13 protein-coding genes are annotated in these 16,876 nt (G+C 62.0%); 7 read left to right on the plus strand and 6 right to left on the minus strand.

The window, feature by feature from the left end:
• Positions 1-319: 319 nt before the first annotated feature.
• The 3 genes from ASD52_RS23895 to xylF form a co-directional block, all read right to left on the minus strand.
• Positions 320-1,105: an ATP-binding cassette domain-containing protein gene (locus ASD52_RS23895; RefSeq protein WP_025428054.1), complete on the minus strand. Its 786-nt coding sequence runs from the start codon at positions 1,103-1,105 to the stop codon at positions 320-322.
• Positions 1,106-1,120: 15 nt separating this feature from the next.
• Positions 1,121-2,446: a sugar ABC transporter permease gene (locus tag ASD52_RS23900; RefSeq protein ID WP_025428053.1), complete on the minus strand. Its 1,326-nt coding sequence runs from the start codon at positions 2,444-2,446 to the stop codon at positions 1,121-1,123.
• 340 nt (positions 2,447-2,786) lie between these two features.
• A complete protein-coding gene (gene xylF, locus ASD52_RS23905) occupies positions 2,787-3,824 on the minus strand; it encodes a D-xylose ABC transporter substrate-binding protein (protein WP_025428052.1) in 1,038 nt (345 codons plus the stop codon).
• Positions 3,825-4,400: 576 nt separating this feature from the next.
• Here xylF and ASD52_RS23910 point away from each other — a divergent pair.
• Positions 4,401-5,621: an ROK family transcriptional regulator gene (locus tag ASD52_RS23910; protein ID WP_025428051.1), complete on the plus strand. Its 1,221-nt coding sequence runs from the start codon at positions 4,401-4,403 to the stop codon at positions 5,619-5,621.
• A gap of 132 nt (positions 5,622-5,753) precedes the next feature.
• On the plus strand, positions 5,754-8,120 hold the full coding sequence (locus ASD52_RS23915; RefSeq protein WP_025428050.1) for an EAL domain-containing protein: 2,367 nt from the start codon (positions 5,754-5,756) through the stop codon (positions 8,118-8,120).
• Between the two features lie 96 nt (positions 8,121-8,216).
• On the opposite strand, the gene iolG is transcribed toward ASD52_RS23915, so the two are convergent.
• Positions 8,217-9,209 (minus strand): inositol 2-dehydrogenase, encoded by a 993-nt coding sequence (gene iolG / locus ASD52_RS23920; RefSeq protein WP_025428049.1) that lies wholly within the window; start codon positions 9,207-9,209, stop codon positions 8,217-8,219.
• A gap of 44 nt (positions 9,210-9,253) precedes the next feature.
• Between iolG and ASD52_RS40795 the strand changes: the two genes are divergently transcribed.
• On the plus strand, positions 9,254-9,820 hold the full coding sequence (locus ASD52_RS40795) for a hypothetical protein (RefSeq protein WP_309141689.1): 567 nt from the start codon (positions 9,254-9,256) through the stop codon (positions 9,818-9,820).
• Positions 9,821-9,827: 7 nt separating this feature from the next.
• Here the strand turns inward: ASD52_RS40795 and ASD52_RS23930 are convergent, their stop codons facing one another.
• Both ASD52_RS23930 and ASD52_RS23935 read right to left on the minus strand, forming a co-directional pair.
• Positions 9,828-10,268: a hypothetical protein gene (locus tag ASD52_RS23930; protein WP_025428047.1), complete on the minus strand. Its 441-nt coding sequence runs from the start codon at positions 10,266-10,268 to the stop codon at positions 9,828-9,830.
• A 95-nt stretch (positions 10,269-10,363) separates the two neighbouring features.
• On the minus strand, positions 10,364-11,344 hold the full coding sequence (locus tag ASD52_RS23935) for a LysR family transcriptional regulator (RefSeq protein WP_025428046.1): 981 nt from the start codon (positions 11,342-11,344) through the stop codon (positions 10,364-10,366).
• Positions 11,345-11,624: 280 nt separating this feature from the next.
• Between ASD52_RS23935 and chvE the strand changes: the two genes are divergently transcribed.
• The 4 genes from chvE to araD1 all read left to right on the plus strand — a co-directional run bounded on the left by chvE (position 11,625) and on the right by araD1 (position 16,702).
• Positions 11,625-12,692 (plus strand): multiple monosaccharide ABC transporter substrate-binding protein, encoded by a 1,068-nt coding sequence (gene chvE / locus ASD52_RS23940; RefSeq protein ID WP_025428045.1) that lies wholly within the window; start codon positions 11,625-11,627, stop codon positions 12,690-12,692.
• 99 nt (positions 12,693-12,791) lie between these two features.
• Entirely contained in the window at positions 12,792-14,327 is a 1,536-nt protein-coding gene (gene mmsA, locus ASD52_RS23945) for a multiple monosaccharide ABC transporter ATP-binding protein (RefSeq protein WP_025428044.1), read from the plus strand.
• On the plus strand, positions 14,327-15,535 hold the full coding sequence (gene mmsB / locus ASD52_RS23950) for a multiple monosaccharide ABC transporter permease (RefSeq protein WP_025428043.1): 1,209 nt from the start codon (positions 14,327-14,329) through the stop codon (positions 15,533-15,535). The genes mmsA and mmsB overlap by 1 nt, the downstream gene beginning before the upstream one ends.
• Before the next feature lie 171 nt (positions 15,536-15,706).
• Positions 15,707-16,702, plus strand: coding sequence for an AraD1 family protein (gene araD1, locus ASD52_RS23955; protein WP_025428042.1), 996 nt, complete (start codon positions 15,707-15,709; stop codon positions 16,700-16,702).
• Positions 16,703-16,876: the final 174 nt, after the last annotated feature.

Raw genomic sequence — 16,876 nt, forward strand, 5'->3', positions numbered from 1 at the left:
AATGACGGAGTTCGCAGGGGAATTTGCGAGCGGCTCACAAATTGATGCGGAAGCCAGCCGATGGTCGAGCTTTGGAATGGGCCTGATGTGGCTGCCGGGCGGGGCGGGACAAGCTGTGCCCTTTGTGTCAGGCATGGCGGTGCGGGTGAGGGGAAAGGTCGGGCATGCAGAATGGATCAGTGGGGATGTCGAGGTGGTCTGCACCGGAGTCGAACATGACTCGTAAAGCGAGCTGAAGCCCTTGAAGCTTGCTACTCGGTTCCGCTTAAACCGATGAAACACATGGCCCGGCGATTGCCGGGCCATGTGGCGTCGTTGGTTAGGCGGTCTGCATGGCGCCGGGGCCGGGGATCGCCTTGGGCGGGACCTTGCCCATGATGATCATGCCGAGCACCTCGTCCTTGGTCACATCCTCTGTGCGGGCCTGGCCGACGACCTGGCCGTTCTTCATCACCGAGACGCGGTCGGCGAGGTCGAAGACGTCGTGGATGTCGTGGCTGATCAGGAAGATGCCGATGCCTTCGCGCTTCAGCTGCTTGATCAGCTCGCCGACCTGGGCGGTTTCCTGGGGCCCGAGGGCTGCCGTCGGTTCGTCCATGATCAGGATGCGGGCGTCGAACAGGATCGCGCGGGCGATCGCCACCGACTGCCGCTGGCCGCCCGAAAGCGCCTTCACCGGTTCCTTGAAGCGCTGGAAGTTGGGGTTGAGACGCCCCATGACTTCGCGGGCCTTGGCCTCCATCGCCACGTCGTCGAGCGTGCCCCAGGGGGTGCGCAGCTCGCGGCCGAGATAGAGGTTGGCGGCCGCATCGACGTTATCGGCGACGGCAAGCGTCTGATAGATCGTCTCAATGCCGTATTTCTTGGCGTCGCGCGGGTTGCTGATGTCGGCGGCTTCGCCATTGATCAGGATCTCGCCGCCGTCGCGCTTGTAGGCGCCCGACAGGATCTTGATCAGCGTCGACTTGCCGGCGCCGTTGTGGCCGAGAAGCGCCACGACCTCGCCGGGGTAGAGGTCGACGGAAGCGTTGTCGACCGCATGGATGCCGCCGAAGGAGATGGAAATGTTCTTCATTTCCACGAGCGGAGTGCGTTGGTCTTTCATTGGTCGGACTCCTTCTTACTTGGCACGGGCGCGGTAGATCGTGTCGAGCCAGACGGCGACGACAAGAACCACGCCGACGACGATGCGCTGGAACGGCGAGTCGATCCCCAAGAGCACCATGCCCGACTGCAGCGATTGCATGACGAGTGCGCCGATCATCGCGCCGGCGATCGTGCCGACGCCGCCGGCAAGCGACGTGCCGCCGATGACCGCGGCTGCGATCGTGTAGAGCTCGTCGAGCTCGCCTTGCGCGTTAGTTGCGGCGTTGAGGCGGGCCGTCGAGATCGCCGCGGCGATGGCGCAGAGCACGCCCATCAGCATGAAGATCTTGACGGTGACCCAGCGGGTCTTGATCCCCGCCAGTTCGGCTGCCTCAGGATTGCCCCCGAGCGCAAAGACATAGCGGCCGAAGCGCAGGCGAGTGGCGATGAATGTCATGACGATGCCGACGGCGATGGCGACCAGCACGGGGATGGCGATACCGTGCGAGATGAGCAAGCCGCCGTCCGGCCAGGCGATGCCGTTGGCGTCGGCATATTTGCGAGCAATGTTGACCGGCCAGTAATAGTGGTTGGCGATCGCCACCGCGCCCATCACCAGGATGCAGCCGAGGATGCCGAGGAAATATTCGGCCCAGACCGGGCGCAGCGGAAAGCCGAAGCGCTTGCGCTGCTTGCGCGAGTTGAGGATGGCCCCGACGATGGCGATACAGGCGATGATGCCGACAATCCAGCTGGCTGTCGCCCCGATGGACCCCTCGGTGCCACCGCCCATCAGGCGGAAGGTGGAATTCATCGGTGCAACAGTCTGGCCGCTGGTGACGAACCAGGTGGCACCGCGCCAGACGAGCAGGCCGCCGAGCGTGACGATGAAGGCCGGCACGTTGAGGAAGGCGATGATCGAGCCCTGGAGCGCGCCGATCGCGGCGCCGACGGCGATGCCGCAGGCAAGCGTGATGATCCAGATGGCGGGATGCTCGAGCCCGAGATATTGCGGCAGGACCTTGACCTGCATGACCGCCATGATCATGCCGCAGAAGCCAAGCACGGAGCCGACCGACAGATCGATGTTGCGGGTGACGATGATCAGTACCATGCCGGTCGCCATCACGGCGACGGACGAGGTTTGAACCGTCAGGTTCCAAAGGTTTCTCGGCGTCAGAAACAGGCCGCCGGTCATGATCTCGAAGCCGAGCCAGATGATGGCCAGCGCGCCGACCATGCCGAGCAAGCGGGTATCGATCTCGGTGGCGCGGAAGAAGCGCTTCACCGGGTTCTCGTCCGCGTTGCGGGCACGGTTGGCCTGGCTCTGTGTCTGATTGCCTTGTGTGATGTCGGCCATGGACGTGCCTTCCCCCCACTTTCTGTTGATGTCACCGCATCCGCCGGCGCCAAAGACCGGAATGGGACGCGACAAGTCTGATGATGAAGACAGTTGTCGAGCGCTTCTCTCGTTCGTGCCAACGCGTGCCTGAAGGTCTTACAGCGCCGCGTGTGAAATATGACGCGCTAAGGACGCTGTAAAACTTCAAGCATGCTTCATGATCCTCTCCTCAGATCGCTTCCGATTTAAGGGATCATGCAGCGGGCATTGTCCGCCCCGGTCACACCTTGCGCAAGCGCCGCAACGGGTTGCGTTGCGGCGCTTGTCGAAGGTTAGAGCTCAACTCTGTCCGGGCGGCTTATTTGCACGCAGCGACGTCGCCCTTGACGCCCTGGCAAGCTTCGTCCTTGGAGATCCAGCCGGCGTCGATGACGACGTTGAGGTTCTCCTTGGTGATCGGAAGCGGTGCGAGGAAGACCGACTGCATGGCGACGCCCTTGGGGCCGCCATTGAAGGCCGTCACGCCGGCGATTTCTTCCATCTTCTTGCCGCTCGCCAGTTCGGCGGCGATTTCGGCTGCGCGCTTGCCGAGTTCACGCGAGTCCTTCCAGACCGAAACGGTCTGGGTGCCGAGGGCGACGCGGTTGAGGGCTGCCTTGTCGGCGTCCTGGCCGGAGACCGGAACGGAGCCGGCGAGGCCCTGGGCATCGAGGGCTGCAATCGCACCGCCAGCGGTGCCGTCGTTGGAAGCGACGACCGCGTCGACCTTGTTGTCGTTTGCGGTCAGGAACTGCTCCATGTTCTTTTGGGCATTTTCCGGCTTCCATCCGTCGGTGTAGGCTTCACCGACGCTCTTGATCTTGCCGGCGTCGACAGCTTCCTTCAGCACTTCCATCTGTCCGGAGAACAGGAAGTCGGCGTTCGGGTCGGCAGACGAGCCCTTGATGAAGACATAGTTGCCTTCCGGCTTGACCTTGAACACTTCGCGAGCCTGCATGCGGCCCACTTCCTTGTTGTCGAAGGTGATGTAGAAGGCGGCCGGATTTTCGATCAGGCGGTCGTAGCCGACAACCGGAATGCCTTCGGCGGCAGCCTTTTCGATGGCCGGGCCGATGGCGTCGCTATCCTGTGCAAGCACGATCAGAGCGTTGGCACCCTGGGCGATCAGCGACTCGACGTCGGTCAGCTGCTTGGCAGCGGAAGACTGGGCGTCAGCGGAAATGTACTTGTCGCCGGATGCCTCAAGTGCTGCCTTGATGGCGGCTTCGTCGGTTTTCCAACGCTCTTCCTGGAAGTTCGACCAGGAAACGCCGACCACCAGATCCTTGGCGATGGCTGCGGAATGCATCGACGCGATGATGGCAGCCCCTGCCATCAGCTTCAAAACGGATTTCATTTCATCCTCCCGAGTGGCGGCCGGCTGAGCGTGCGAACCTCCCGCACCATCCTCGACCAGCCTTGCAACGCTGTCGAAATGCCACCGTAAACATCGTCCGGTTTTATTTTCTCGACAGTCGAGAAAATGAATGTCAGAGAATCCACGGCCTGTCAACACGGCCGACCCGGTTGCGTATGGACTGCCGATGCGCCGGTTTCCTGGGCTCGTCACCGGGGGTGCGGTGAGGGTCCGGGTGAAACGGACGCAGGCGGGAAGGGGATTGTTGTGTCATTTCAACAGTTCCGGCCGCCAAGCTCGGGTCGGGTGCCGCGTGATTTGCCGGCGACCCCGCTCGGTCTTGATCAATGGCCGTGCGTTTCAGCTCTGATGACAGCCTTCTCGCTCAGCGCCGAGCAAGTTCATTGCCACTCATCGCTGCCGGAAAGGGTCTGTGGATTATTTCTCGACAGTCGAGAAAATCAATGGCAGAGATTGACGAGGTGTCGACAAGGCGATCAGTGCCTTGCCTCGCCGTGCAACAGATGCTTTGGGAGGGCATGTGTTCGAAGGACCCGCCACCGGCAAGGACGTATGATGCTGACCAAGTCCAGCACTGAGCTCGTGCGTCAGCAGAACAGTGCGCTGGTCCTTGCCGCGCTCCGGCGCGCCCGCAATCTCTCGCATACCGAAATTTCCGCCGCAACCGGGCTCGCCTCGGCGACGGTGTCGGCGATCACGGCCGAGCTCGAGCGCGCCGGAGTGATCGCCAAGGCGGAACAGCATGTGCAGGGCGGACGAGGGCGCCCGCGCGTCCTGTTCACGCCACGTCGCGACTGCGGTTACATCGTCGTCGTGCGTATCTCTTCGGATGTGGTGCAGTATTCGCTGACCGACTATGGCGGCACGCTGCTCGACCGCTTCGAGGAGGGCCGCAATCACGACCAGCGCGGCACGGACGCGTTTGCGCGCACCTTCGTCGAGGCGCTGGAGCGCCTGCTGCAGCGCTCGCGCCTGACGCGCGACCGCGTGCTGGCCATCTCCATCAGCAGCAAGGGGCTGGTCGACGCCGATACGGACGCGGCACGGCTGCTCTGGTCTCCGGTGTTCGGCAGCGAGCAGCTCGACTTTGCCGCGTTGCTTGCGCCGGAATGGCGAGCGAGGGTGATGCTCAACAATGAGACCCTGCTGGTGGCACAGGCGCTGGCGGCCGAAGCGGAGCGCGCGCCGGACGGCGGATTTCGATCGCTTGCCGCCATCTCGCTCGGCCACAGCATCGGCCTCGGCGTTGCCCGCAAGGGCAGGTTCGGCGAGATCGACGTGACGGCGCCGAATTTCGGCCACATGCTGCATGCGCCATCGGCCGGACTGTGCCGTTGCGGCGCCTATGGCTGCATCGAAGCGGCTGCCGGTTTCTACGGCATTCTGCGGGCCGCCTTCGAAGTGCCGGCCGACACGATCCCGGCGAAATTCGTGCCAATTGCCGAAATGGACAAGATCGCAGCGAGTGCGCGCCAGGGGCATCGCATGGCCGGCTATGCCTTTCGCCAAGCTGGCATCGCGCTCGGCAACGGCGTCTCGCGCATGCTCAGTCTTTACGAGCGTATGCCGATCTACGTTACCGGCCCCGGCACGCGCTACTTCGATCTCTTGCGCGGCGGGTTGGAGGAGGGCGTATCCCAGTCACTCCAGCTCAGGCTTCAGGGCGCGCCCGAGATATCGGTCGTGCTCGACGAACAGCGGCTCGTGTTCGACGGCCATCTCGAGCGTGCTCTGGGCAAGATCGACAGCGAGATTGCTACGGCCGGATCGCACTAAGGAACAGCCGCTTTGGCGAGACGGGCGAGGCAACCATTTTTGGGGTTGTATCAAGGGCGAACAAACCAGCTAATACAATTTACAGTTATTTAGCAACTCCTTGTCAATGTGACATTGACGCGGGAGACGATGATGTTTTCAGTGATTGCATGCATACGCGATGATCACGATTGGCGTCTGGTGCTGGTGGCGGCCGTGGTTTGCCTGGCCGGTTGCGTCGCAACCATGCTGTTGCTGCTGCGTGCCCAGCGAAGCGAAGGCAGTCAGCGCGGTCTTTGGACCGCCGTCAGTGGTTTTGCCTGCGGCATCGGCGTCTGGTCTACTCATTTCATTGCCATGCTCGCCTATGATGGCGGGATGACGGTTTCCTATGGCGCCTGGGGGACGACGCTTTCGATCGTTCTCGCGATCGCGGCCGCCTGGGTTGCTTTCACGGTCGGGCTTGGCGCTCGCTCGCACTACGCCCTTGCATCTAGCGGTGTCATCCTGGGCGGCGGCATTGCCGCCATGCACTTTACCGGCATGCAGGCGCTCGAGATGCCGGGACACATTGTCTACGATGCAAGGTTCACGGTTTTCGGCATCGTCGCCGGCACCCTGCTGGCGATGGCAGCGCTGCATGCGTTTCATGTGCTGCGCAACGCCCGCAGGCTTGTCGTCTCGACGCTGCTGCTCGTCGTTGCCATCTGCGTCCTGCACTTCACCTCGATGAGTGGCATCACGCTGGTACCGGCGCCGGATATTCCGGCAGCCGATACCATCCATCCGGCCTGGCTTGCCGGCGGGGTCATTGCTGCCTCGACCATGCTGATCATCCTGGCCTTCGGCGCGCTGTTCGTCGATCGGCATCTGACCGACCTGCGCGGGCTTGCCAATGCATCGCTGGAAGGCATGGCCATCGTGCATGAAGGCCGCATCATCGACACCAACGAGCGTTTTGCGCGCCTGACGGGATGGAAGGTTTCGGAGCTCACCGGCCGAGATCCGGCGGAGGTTTTCGCCTTCGGTGAGGAAGGGCTGCAGAGCCATCATCGCGGCGACGGCCCCGGCGAAATCGATCTGATCAATGTGGCCGGCCAGTCCGTGCCGGTCGAGTTCATGTGCCGGACGGTCGAGTATCGCGGCCGCGAATGCGAGGTGATCTTCGTGCGCGACCTCAGCGCGCGCAAGGAAGCCGAGCGCACTATCGAGCATCTGGCCCACCACGATGTGCTGACCGATCTTCCCAATCGTGGTTTCTTCGACCGGCGCCTGGCCCAGGTCATGACGGTGGCGGCGGCGAAGAACGAGCAGCTTGCCATCCTTTGCCTCGACCTCGACCGCTTCAAGGCCGTCAACGACATTTTCGGCCATGGCGAGGGGGACCGCATCCTCATGAAGGTCGCCGACATCCTGCGCAAGGCGGTCGGCGAGGGGGATACCGTCGCCCGGCTGGGCGGCGACGAGTTTGCCATTCTTCAGGTGGGTGGCGAACAGCCCGACGCGGCGCGTCACCTGTCGGACCGCATCCTGACTTATTTTGCCGCCGAGATGGATACGAACCGCGATCCGACCGCCGTCGGCGTCAGCATCGGTGCTGCGATCTACCCTGCTGATGGCGACACGGCTGACCGGCTGCGCAACAATGCCGACACCGCTCTCTACCGCGCCAAACAATCGGGCAAGGGGATCGCCTGCTTCTTCGACACGGAAATGGACGAGACCGTGCGCACGCGACGGCAGATCGAAAACGACCTGCGCCATGCCGTGCTTCGCCGGCAGCTCTTCCTTGAATATCAACCGCTTGTCGATCTGCGCGGCGATCGGATCCTGGGTTACGAGGCGCTCTTGCGCTGGATGCATCCGGAGCGTGGCCTCATCAGCCCCGATGTCTTCATCCCGATCGCCGAGCAAAGCGGTTCGATCATCCAGATCGGCGAATGGGTGCTGGAGCAGGCCTGCAGGGAGGCGGCGAAATGGAACGAGCCTCTACCGGTTTCGGTCAATATCTCGCCGGTGCAGTTCCTGCTTCCCAATCTTTTCGATCAGATCTTTGGTATCCTGCGGCGAACGGGGCTGGAGCCGCGCCGGTTGGAGCTGGAGATCACCGAGGCGGCCCTTCTGCACAATCGCGAAGACGTTCTCGCCACCCTCGGACGACTGAGGATACATGGGGTGCGCATCGTCATGGATGATTTCGGCACCGGGCATTCCTCGCTCAGCAACCTGCAGACGTTCCCGTTCGACAAGCTGAAGATCGATTGCAGCTTCACTGCCGTGATCGACAAGGACCCTTCGGCGCACGCGATCGTCAGGGCGATCATTGCGCTTGGCAACAGCCTCAACCTGCCTGTCGTAACCGAAGGCGTGGAAACGGAGCGGCAAAGGCAGATCCTGGTCGACGAGGGCTGCCTCCAGGTTCAGGGCTTTCTCACTGGCAGGCCCGGCGTTGCCCCGAGCACCGGGCAGGAGGAGCAGTCAGGCGGATGGGAGAATGCGCCATTGCGCGCGGACGGCTGAGGCAATGAACTGAAACACGAAACGGCCGGGCGTGTCGCGCCCGGCCGTTTGTCTTTGCCAAACGGAAACCCGCTTCGCACTTTTCCTCGAAATGCTTTACGCGACGCTGATCTGGCGCTTTTCGATGACCGACTTCACGGCTGCGTCGGCAAGCGCGAGCGCTGCCAGGCCATCCTTGCCCGACGGGGTGATTTCCGTGCCCTTTTCGATCGCGGAGATGAAGCTCTCGATCTCGTTGGCATAGGCTTCGGTGTAGCGGGTCATGAAGAAATCGTGCAGCGGCGGGCGGGTGTAGCCTTCGCCATTGGCGATCTCGATCGACACCGGGCGCTGGTTTTCCGCCGAGACGACACCCTGGGAGCCGTGAACCTCGATGCGCTGGTCGTAGCCGTAGGTGGCGCGGCGCGAGTTGGAGATGATCGCCTGTTTGCCGGAGGCGGTCTGCAGGATGACGGACACACTGTCGTAGTCGCCGGCTTCGCCGATTGCCTTGTCGACGAGGACGGCGGCGGTCGCCGTTACCGATACGGGCTCTTCGCCGAGCAGGAAGCGCGCCATGTCGAAGTCATGGATCGTCATGTCGCGGAAGATTCCGCCCGAGCGCTTGATGTAGTCGACCGGCGGCGCGCCGGGATCGCGCGAGGTGATCGTCACCATCTCGACGTCGCCGATCTTGCCGGCGTCGATTGCCTGCTTGACGGCCATGAAATGCGGGTCGAAGCGGCGGTTGAAGCCGACCATCAGCTTGCCCTTGGTCTCGGCCACCACCTTCATGCAGGCCCGCACGCGATCGACATCGAGATCGATGGGCTTTTCGCAGAAGATCGCCTTGCCGGCGCGGGCGAAACGCTCGATCAGGTCGGCATGGGTATCGGTCGGCGTGCAGATGACAACGGCGTCGATATCGGCCGATTTTTCGATTGCCTCGATGGTGCGGACCTCGCAGCCATAGGCCTTGGCGATGGCATCGGCGGCGGCCGGAAAGGCGTCGGCCACGGCGACGAGCACGGCATCGGGATTGCCGCTGACGGCCTTTGCGTGAACCTTGCCGATGCGTCCGGCGCCCAGAAGACCAAATCTCACTGTCATCTCTGTCTCTCTCGAAATCCGGTCCTCGACCGGGAAGGTGCGTGATGATCGGCGCTCATCGCGCAAAGGCGCCGCGGAGGGGCAATTCCGCGATTGGGTTGCAAGGTGGTTGTCAGCGATGGTGCCCGAGCGGATGCCGCGCGCTTTCCTCTCCCTTGCCCGACCGTTTCTTCCGTGCGGGCGTCCGGCGCCATCTGTTCGGAATGAAATGGTCGAAGAAAACAATTTCGGAATTTTTATTCTATTTTCATGGTGCCCGTCAAGGGCGTGATGCGGTCGCGGGCTTGCGGCGGCCGGTGGATTTCCCCTACAAGACATCCGTTGCCGATCACGAGCGCAAGCACCCAGAGGACAGGATGATCAAACTCATCGACCCGGACCACGCCTTTTACCGTCCCTTGTGGCGGCGGGTTTTGATCTTTTTAGTCTGCGCCGGCTGGGCGGCGCTCGAATTCTATCACGACCAGCCGTTCTTCAGCATCATCGCTCTGGCGATCGCCGCCTATGTCGGGTCCTCTCTGCTGCTGTTTTACAAGCCGACAGACAAGACTGCCGGTGCTGAGGGCTCGGCGTCAAAAGACGAGACGCCCAAGGCTGACAACGACGCGTGAGCGGCGGTCAGGCCGCCTGCAATTGGCGCGACGCCTCGTCGATGAGCATGTTGGCGAGTTTCATCCGGACCGTCGCATTGGCGCGGTAGTCCTGCGGCAGGCGATCGGGATGATTGGCGGCGGCGAAGCTTCGCCGCTTGGCAGCGAGCGTCGTCAATGTCTCCCCTTCACCAAGGTCAAGTTCCTCGGCGACTTCGGCAAGGCTGATGCGGTTGAGAAATTCCGGCATCGGCTCTATCGGCGGCGGCTCGACGAAGGACGCATCGAAATAGGCTCGCTCGACGGCGCTGCGCGCAGCAGACGCGCTGTCGGCGCCGCCGGCGACGAACGTGGTTGCGAACAGAGGCGTGCGCGACGTCGCGAAAACCTCCGCATTGGCGGTCTCTTCCTCGTCTTCTTCCGTCTTCAGCCGCTCGAGCACGGACTGAAACACCGACATTCCGAACATGCAGCCTCCGCTATCCCGGCGCAAAATGCCGGATGGAGATTATCCCAGGCTGATCAACTTGATCATGCCCAGGCTGATCAACCAATGCTGGCTGATCATGCTCGTCCCTGTTTGAGAATGAGGTCGTAGAGCAGCTTGGCGCTCGGCGGCAGCGCGCGTCCCTCGGCGGTGATCAACCCATAGGGCTTGATGCGGATCGGGATCTCGGTTTTGAGGATGCGGATCTCGCCGGCCGGCGTGCCGTTGTCGGCGATCAGGTTGGCGACATCGAGCGCCACCGGCGCAATCGCATTGGTGTTGCGCACGATCGACAGCGTCAGGATGATCGACGAGGTGTTGATGACGGTCGCCGGTAGGCGCACACCCGCGGACATGAAGCTGTCTTCGACGGCGCGGCGCAGCAGCGTTCCCGGCGGCTGGAACACCCAGTCGTAGGCGGGCAGATCTTCGGCGCCGGCAATGGGCTTGTCGAGCAGCGGATGGCCGTCGCGCACGATCAGGCAGACCTCCTCGTAGCCGATCTCGACCATGTTGAAGAGCCGCGGGCTGAGATCGTCTGGGATGCGTCCGACGACGAAGTCGTGGCGGGCGGCGAGCAGCTCGCGCGTCAGCACATTGCTGTTTTCGATCTGGATGTTGATCTCGATGCCGGGATAGGCGGTGATGACCTGGCGGATTGCCGGAACGGCGAGGTTGAGCGCCGGCCCGGTCACCGAGCCGATCGACACCGAGCCGCCGCTGCCGGTCTTCAGTTCGCTGATCTCGCGCGAGGCCTCCCGCAGTTCCAGAAAGATCGTGCGCGCCCGCCGCGCCAACGCCTGGCCGTAGCGGGTCAGTTCTACGCCGCGTGCCACTCGCTCGCAGATCGGCGCCTTCAGGATCGTCTCGATCTCCGCCAGCATGCGCGAGGCGGCGGGCTGGGAGATGCCGAGCGTCTCGGCGGCCGCACTGATGCGACGATGATCGTCGATCGCCAGGATCAGCCGGAGGTGATTGATCTTCAGCCCTGAGCGAAAGAGCCCGCTGTCGAACTGTTCGGCGGCAATCCCTGTCGTGCCGGGCTTTCCTTCTTTCATCATCGTGGGCAATCCAGTTTTCAGGATGTTTCAAAAATCACACTGTTTTCGAGTAGTATATCAATATTGGTATGGTAGCAAAGCGATATTGTATTTGACAGTTATGGCTTTTGATTCCAGTTTTTCCCCATGTGCCAGTGCATGTGGGAGCATGCGGGCGGGGAGGACTTCCTTCACCTGGATCCACCGCCGGAGACGCGATCTCCGGGCCGGTGGATCGCTGCGCATAGGACGGGGAGGCTGCGGGCCTGCCGGCTTCAACACTTTTGGGAGAGACCAGATGAAATTGATTACTTCGCTTCTCGCAGCGGCCGCGATCTCCGTCGCGTCGTTTGCTGCGCCCGCCTTCGCACAGGACAAAGGCACGGTTGGCATTTCCATGCCGACGAAGACCTCGACCCGCTGGATCTCCGATGGCGAGACCATGGAGAAGCTGTTCAAGGAAGCCGGTTACACGCCGGACCTGCAGTTTGCCGACGATGATATTCCGAACCAGCTCGCCCAGATCGAAAACATGGTGACCAAGGGTGCCAAGGTTCTCGTCATCGGCGCCATCGACGGCACGACGCTTTCCGACATCCTGCAGAAGGCCCATGACGCCGGCGTCAAGGTCATCGCTTACGACCGTCTGATCCGCGATTCGGGCAATGTCGACTACTACGCCACCTTCGACAACTTCCAGGTCGGCGTGCAGCAGGCAACGTCGCTGGTGCAGGGCCTGAAGCTCGACGGCGCGACCGAGCCGAAGAACGTCGAACTCTTCGGCGGTTCGCCTGACGATAACAACGCCTTCTTCTTCTACGACGGTGCGATGTCGGTCCTGCAGCCGCTGATCGACAGCAACAAGATCGTCGTCAAGTCCGGCCAGAAGGGCATGGACCAGGTCGGCACGCTGCGCTGGGATGGTGCCGTTGCCCAGGCCCGCATGGAAAACCTGCTGTCCTCCAACTACACCGATGCCAAGGTCGATGGCGTTCTGTCGCCCTACGACGGCCTGTCCATCGGCATCATCTCGGCGCTGAAGGGCGTCGGCTATGGTTCCGGCGACATGGCGATGCCTGCCGTTACCGGTCAGGACGCCGAACTGCCTTCGGTCAAGTCGATCCTTGCCGGCGAACAGTATTCGTCGATCTTCAAGGACACGCGCGAACTCGCCAAGGTCACGGTCGGCATGGTCAATGCGATCATGGAAGGCAAGGAGCCGGAAGTGAACGACACCAAGACCTATGACAACGGCGTCAAGGTCGTTCCGTCCTACCTGCTGAAGCCGGTCGCGGTCGACAAGTCCAACATCAAGGATGTGCTGGTCTCCTCCGGTTACTACACCGAAGATCAGATCAACAACTGATAGGATGACGCACCTGAGGGTCCGCGATCCATCGCGGACCCTTTTATCCCGGTGAGGGAGCCTGTACTCTCTTGCCGACTGCCGCTGGAATGACTGAACATGGACAATATCATTCTCGAAATGCGTGGCATCACCAAGACGTTTCCGGGCGTCAAGGCGCTGGACAATGTCAGCTTCAAGGTTCGCGAAGGTGAGATCCACGCTCTGGTCGGTGAAAACGGTGCCGGCAAATCGACGCTGATGAAGGTACTGAGCGGCGTCTATCCCGCCGGCACCTATGACGGCGAGATCTACTACGACGGCGAGCCTCGCCGCTTCTCGACCATCTCTGACAGCGAACATCTCGGCATCATCATCATCCACCAGGAACTGGCGCTGGTTCCGCTGCTGTCGATCGCCGAAAACATCTTTCTCGGCAACGAGATCGCCACCAATGGGGTGATCCATTGGCCGCAGACCTTTGCCCGCACGCAGGAACTTCTGAAAAAGGTGGGCCTGAGCGAGCCGCCCGCCACGCTGATCACTGACATCGGCGTCGGCAAGCAGCAGCTGGTCGAGATCGCCAAGGCGCTGTCGAAGAAGGTGCGGCTGCTGATCCTCGACGAACCGACCGCCTCGCTCAACGAAAACGATTCTGACGCGCTCTTGAAGCTCTTGATGGAGTTTCGCGCGCAGGGCATGACTTCGATCATCATTTCGCACAAGCTGAACGAGATCCGCAAGGTCGCCGACCAGATCACCATCCTGCGCGACGGCGGAACCGTTGAAACGCTCGACTGTCAGACCGAGGATATCGGCGAAGACCGGATCATCAAGGGCATGGTCGGTCGTGCGATGGAAGATCGTTACCCGCCGCGCGAGCCCAAGATCGGCGAGACGCTCTTGGAAGTGAAGAACTGGAACGTCTTCCACCAGCATCACCGCGACCGGCAGTTCCTGCACGACGTCAATTTTACCGTGCGCGCCGGCGAAGTCGTCGGCATCGCCGGCCTGATGGGGGCGGGGCGAACCGAAACGGCGATGAGCATCTTCGGCAAGTCCTGGGGGCACAAGATCACCGGCGACGTCCTGATGCGCGGCAAGCCGGTCGACGTCAGCACCATCCCCCGCGCCATCGACGCTGGTCTCGCCTATGTCACCGAAGACCGCAAGCAACTGGGTCTCGTGCTGATCAACAACATCAAGGAGAACACCACGCTCTCCAACCTGAAGGCGGTGGCGTCCAACGGCGTCATCGACGATCGCAAGGAGGTCAAGGTCGCCTCCGACTATCGTTCGAAGCTGCGCATCCGCTCGCACTCGATCTATCAGGAAACGGTCAATCTTTCCGGCGGCAATCAGCAGAAGGTGGTGCTGTCGAAGTGGCTGTTCACCAATCCGGAAGTCCTCATCCTCGACGAGCCGACACGCGGTATCGATATCGGCGCGAAGTATGAGATCTACACCATCATCAACCAGCTTGCAGCCGAGGGCAAAGGCATCGTGATGATTTCATCGGAGATGCCGGAACTGCTTGGAACCTGCGACCGCATCTACGTCATGAACGAGGGCCGCATCGTCGCCGAGCTTTCAAAGGCCGAAGCGAGCCAGGAATCCATCATGCGTGCCATCATGCGTTCAGGGGAGAAACACTAATGGTCGCCGATACGAGCACCCAACCGAACAAACCCTCGATCGGGGACTATCTCAAGAACAACATCCGCGAATACGGCCTCCTGGTCGCGCTCGTGGTCATCATGCTGTTCTTCCAGTTCGTCACCAACGGCGTGCTGTTCCGCCCGGTCAACATCACCAACCTGGTGCTGCAGAACTCGTTCATCGTCATCATGGCGCTGGGCATGCTGCTGATCATCGTCGCCGGACACATCGACCTTTCGGTCGGCTCGATCGTCGCCTTCATCGGGGCGATATCGGCGATCATGCTGGTCAAGTGGGGCCTGCCGGCCTTCGTCGTCATTCCTGCCTGTCTTGTTGTCGGCGGCATCATGGGGGCGGCGCAGGGTTACTGGGTCGCCTATCAGAAGATCCCGTCCTTCATCGTCACGCTTGCCGGCATGCTGGTCTTCCGCGGGCTCACCTACGTGGTGCTCGGCGGCCGGCCGATCGGTCCGTTCCCGAAGGAGTTTCAGCTGCTTTCGACAGGCTTCGTTCCGGATTTCCTCTACTTCCTCAATCCGAGGCCCGACCTCATCCAGAACATGGTGGCGCTGGTGGCGGTGCTGGCACTCGTCGGCTACGCCATCTATGCGGGCGTGCGCAATCGCCGGGTCAACGAGCAGCACGGTAGCGAAAACGAGCCCTTCGTCTTCTTCGCCATCCAGATGGCGGTCATCGCCGTCGTTGCGCTGTTCATCGGCTATCAGCTTTCGACCTATCGCGGCCTGCCCAACGTGCTGATTGCCATGGGCGTGCTGATCGCGCTCTATACCTTCGTCACCACGCGCTCGACGATCGGCCGTCGCATCTATGCCATGGGCGGCAACGTCAAGGCGGCGAAGCTCTCCGGCATCAACACCGAGCGGCTGACGTTCTACACCTTCATCAACATGGGTGTTCTGGCCGCACTTGCCGGCATGATCATCACCGCCCGCCTCAACTCGGCAACGCCGAAGGCCGGCCAAGGCTTTGAACTCGACGTGATTGCGGCCTGCTTCATCGGCGGCGCCTCAGCGTCCGGCGGCGTCGGCAAGATCATCGGCGCGGTGATCGGGGCCTTCATCATGGGCGTGATGAACAATGGCATGTCGATCATGGGCATCGGCATCGACTACCAGCAGCTGATCAAGGGTCTGGTGCTGCTCGCTGCCGTCTTCTTCGACGTCTACAACAAGAACAAGGGCTGACCAGCGACCGAACGGCCCGGATCGAACCAGTACCATTGAACGGGCAGCTCCGGCTGCCGGGAGTGACAGCCCGGACTGTCAGGATTGGGTGGCGAGAGCCACCCGAGGGGCCGCGGTTTGCCTGAGATCAGGCGCGAGCAAGGCCCGAACGATGCAAGGAAGGACAGGATCGTGCTGATTTCTCAGATCAGGAACGAAGACGGATCGACAACGGTCGCGGTACGCGCGCCGGGCGAGGTTGCCCGCGCAGTCAACGGCGCGGCGAGCGTCTATGCACTGGCGATGGACGCGGCCAATGCCGGGCGTAGCCTCAAGGACACGATCGAGGCAAAGGGTCTTGGTGCTGCCGTCGATCTCGAAAAGGCCTATGCCGAAGGCCGTCTTCTGCCGCCGATCACCCACCCCGACCCCGCGCACCTGCATCTGACCGGAACGGGGCTGACGCATCTTGGTTCAGCCGCGACCCGCGACGCCATGCACAAAAAGACGACCGAGGCGGCGGAGGAGACGCTGACCGACTCGATGAAGATGTTCCGCATGGGCCTTGAAGGCGGCAAGCCGCAACCGGGCGAAACCGGCGTGCAGCCGGAATGGTTCTACAAGGGTAACGGCACCTCCGCCGTCGCGCCCGGTTCGGCGCTCGTCTCTCCGGCCTTTGCCGAAGACGGTGGGGAGGAGCCGGAGATGGCCGGCATCTACGTGATCTCTGACAAGGGCATGCCGTTCCGTATCGGCTTTGCCGTCGCCAACGAGTTTTCCGATCACAAGACCGAGCGGGTCAACTATCTCTGGCTCGCGCATTCGAAGCTGCGCCAGGCGAGCTTCGGGCCGGAAATCCGCGTCGGCGCAGCACCCGACGATATCAGAGGCACCTCGCGTATCCTGCGGAGCGGCAAGGTTCTGTGGGAAAAGCCGTTCCTATCGGGCGAAGCCAACATGTCGCACAGCTTTGCCAACCTCGAGCATCACCATTTCAAATATGGCCTGTTCCGCCAGCCGGGGGACATCCACGTCCACATGTTCGGCACGGCGACGCTCTCCTTCGGCGATGGTATCCGCACGGAAGAGGGGGATGTCTTCGAGATCGAGGCTGCCGAATTCGGCCTTCCCTTGCGCAATCCGCTCGCAATCGCCGCCGCCGAACCGGTCGCCATACATCAGCTCTGACATATGCGGTATGCCAGTGGCAGGCCGCGACAGGCGCGGTTGCCCGCGAAAAGTAGATGAAGGAGGCTGAGGCCCATGACATTGCACCAAAACCTGATTGCCGGCGAATGGGTTGGCGGTGATGGCGTTGCCAATATCAATCCGTCCGACACCAACGACGTGATCGGGGAATAT

Source organism: Ensifer sp. Root142 (assembly GCF_001426785.1).
GTDB lineage: Bacteria > Pseudomonadota > Alphaproteobacteria > Rhizobiales > Rhizobiaceae > Ensifer > Ensifer canadensis.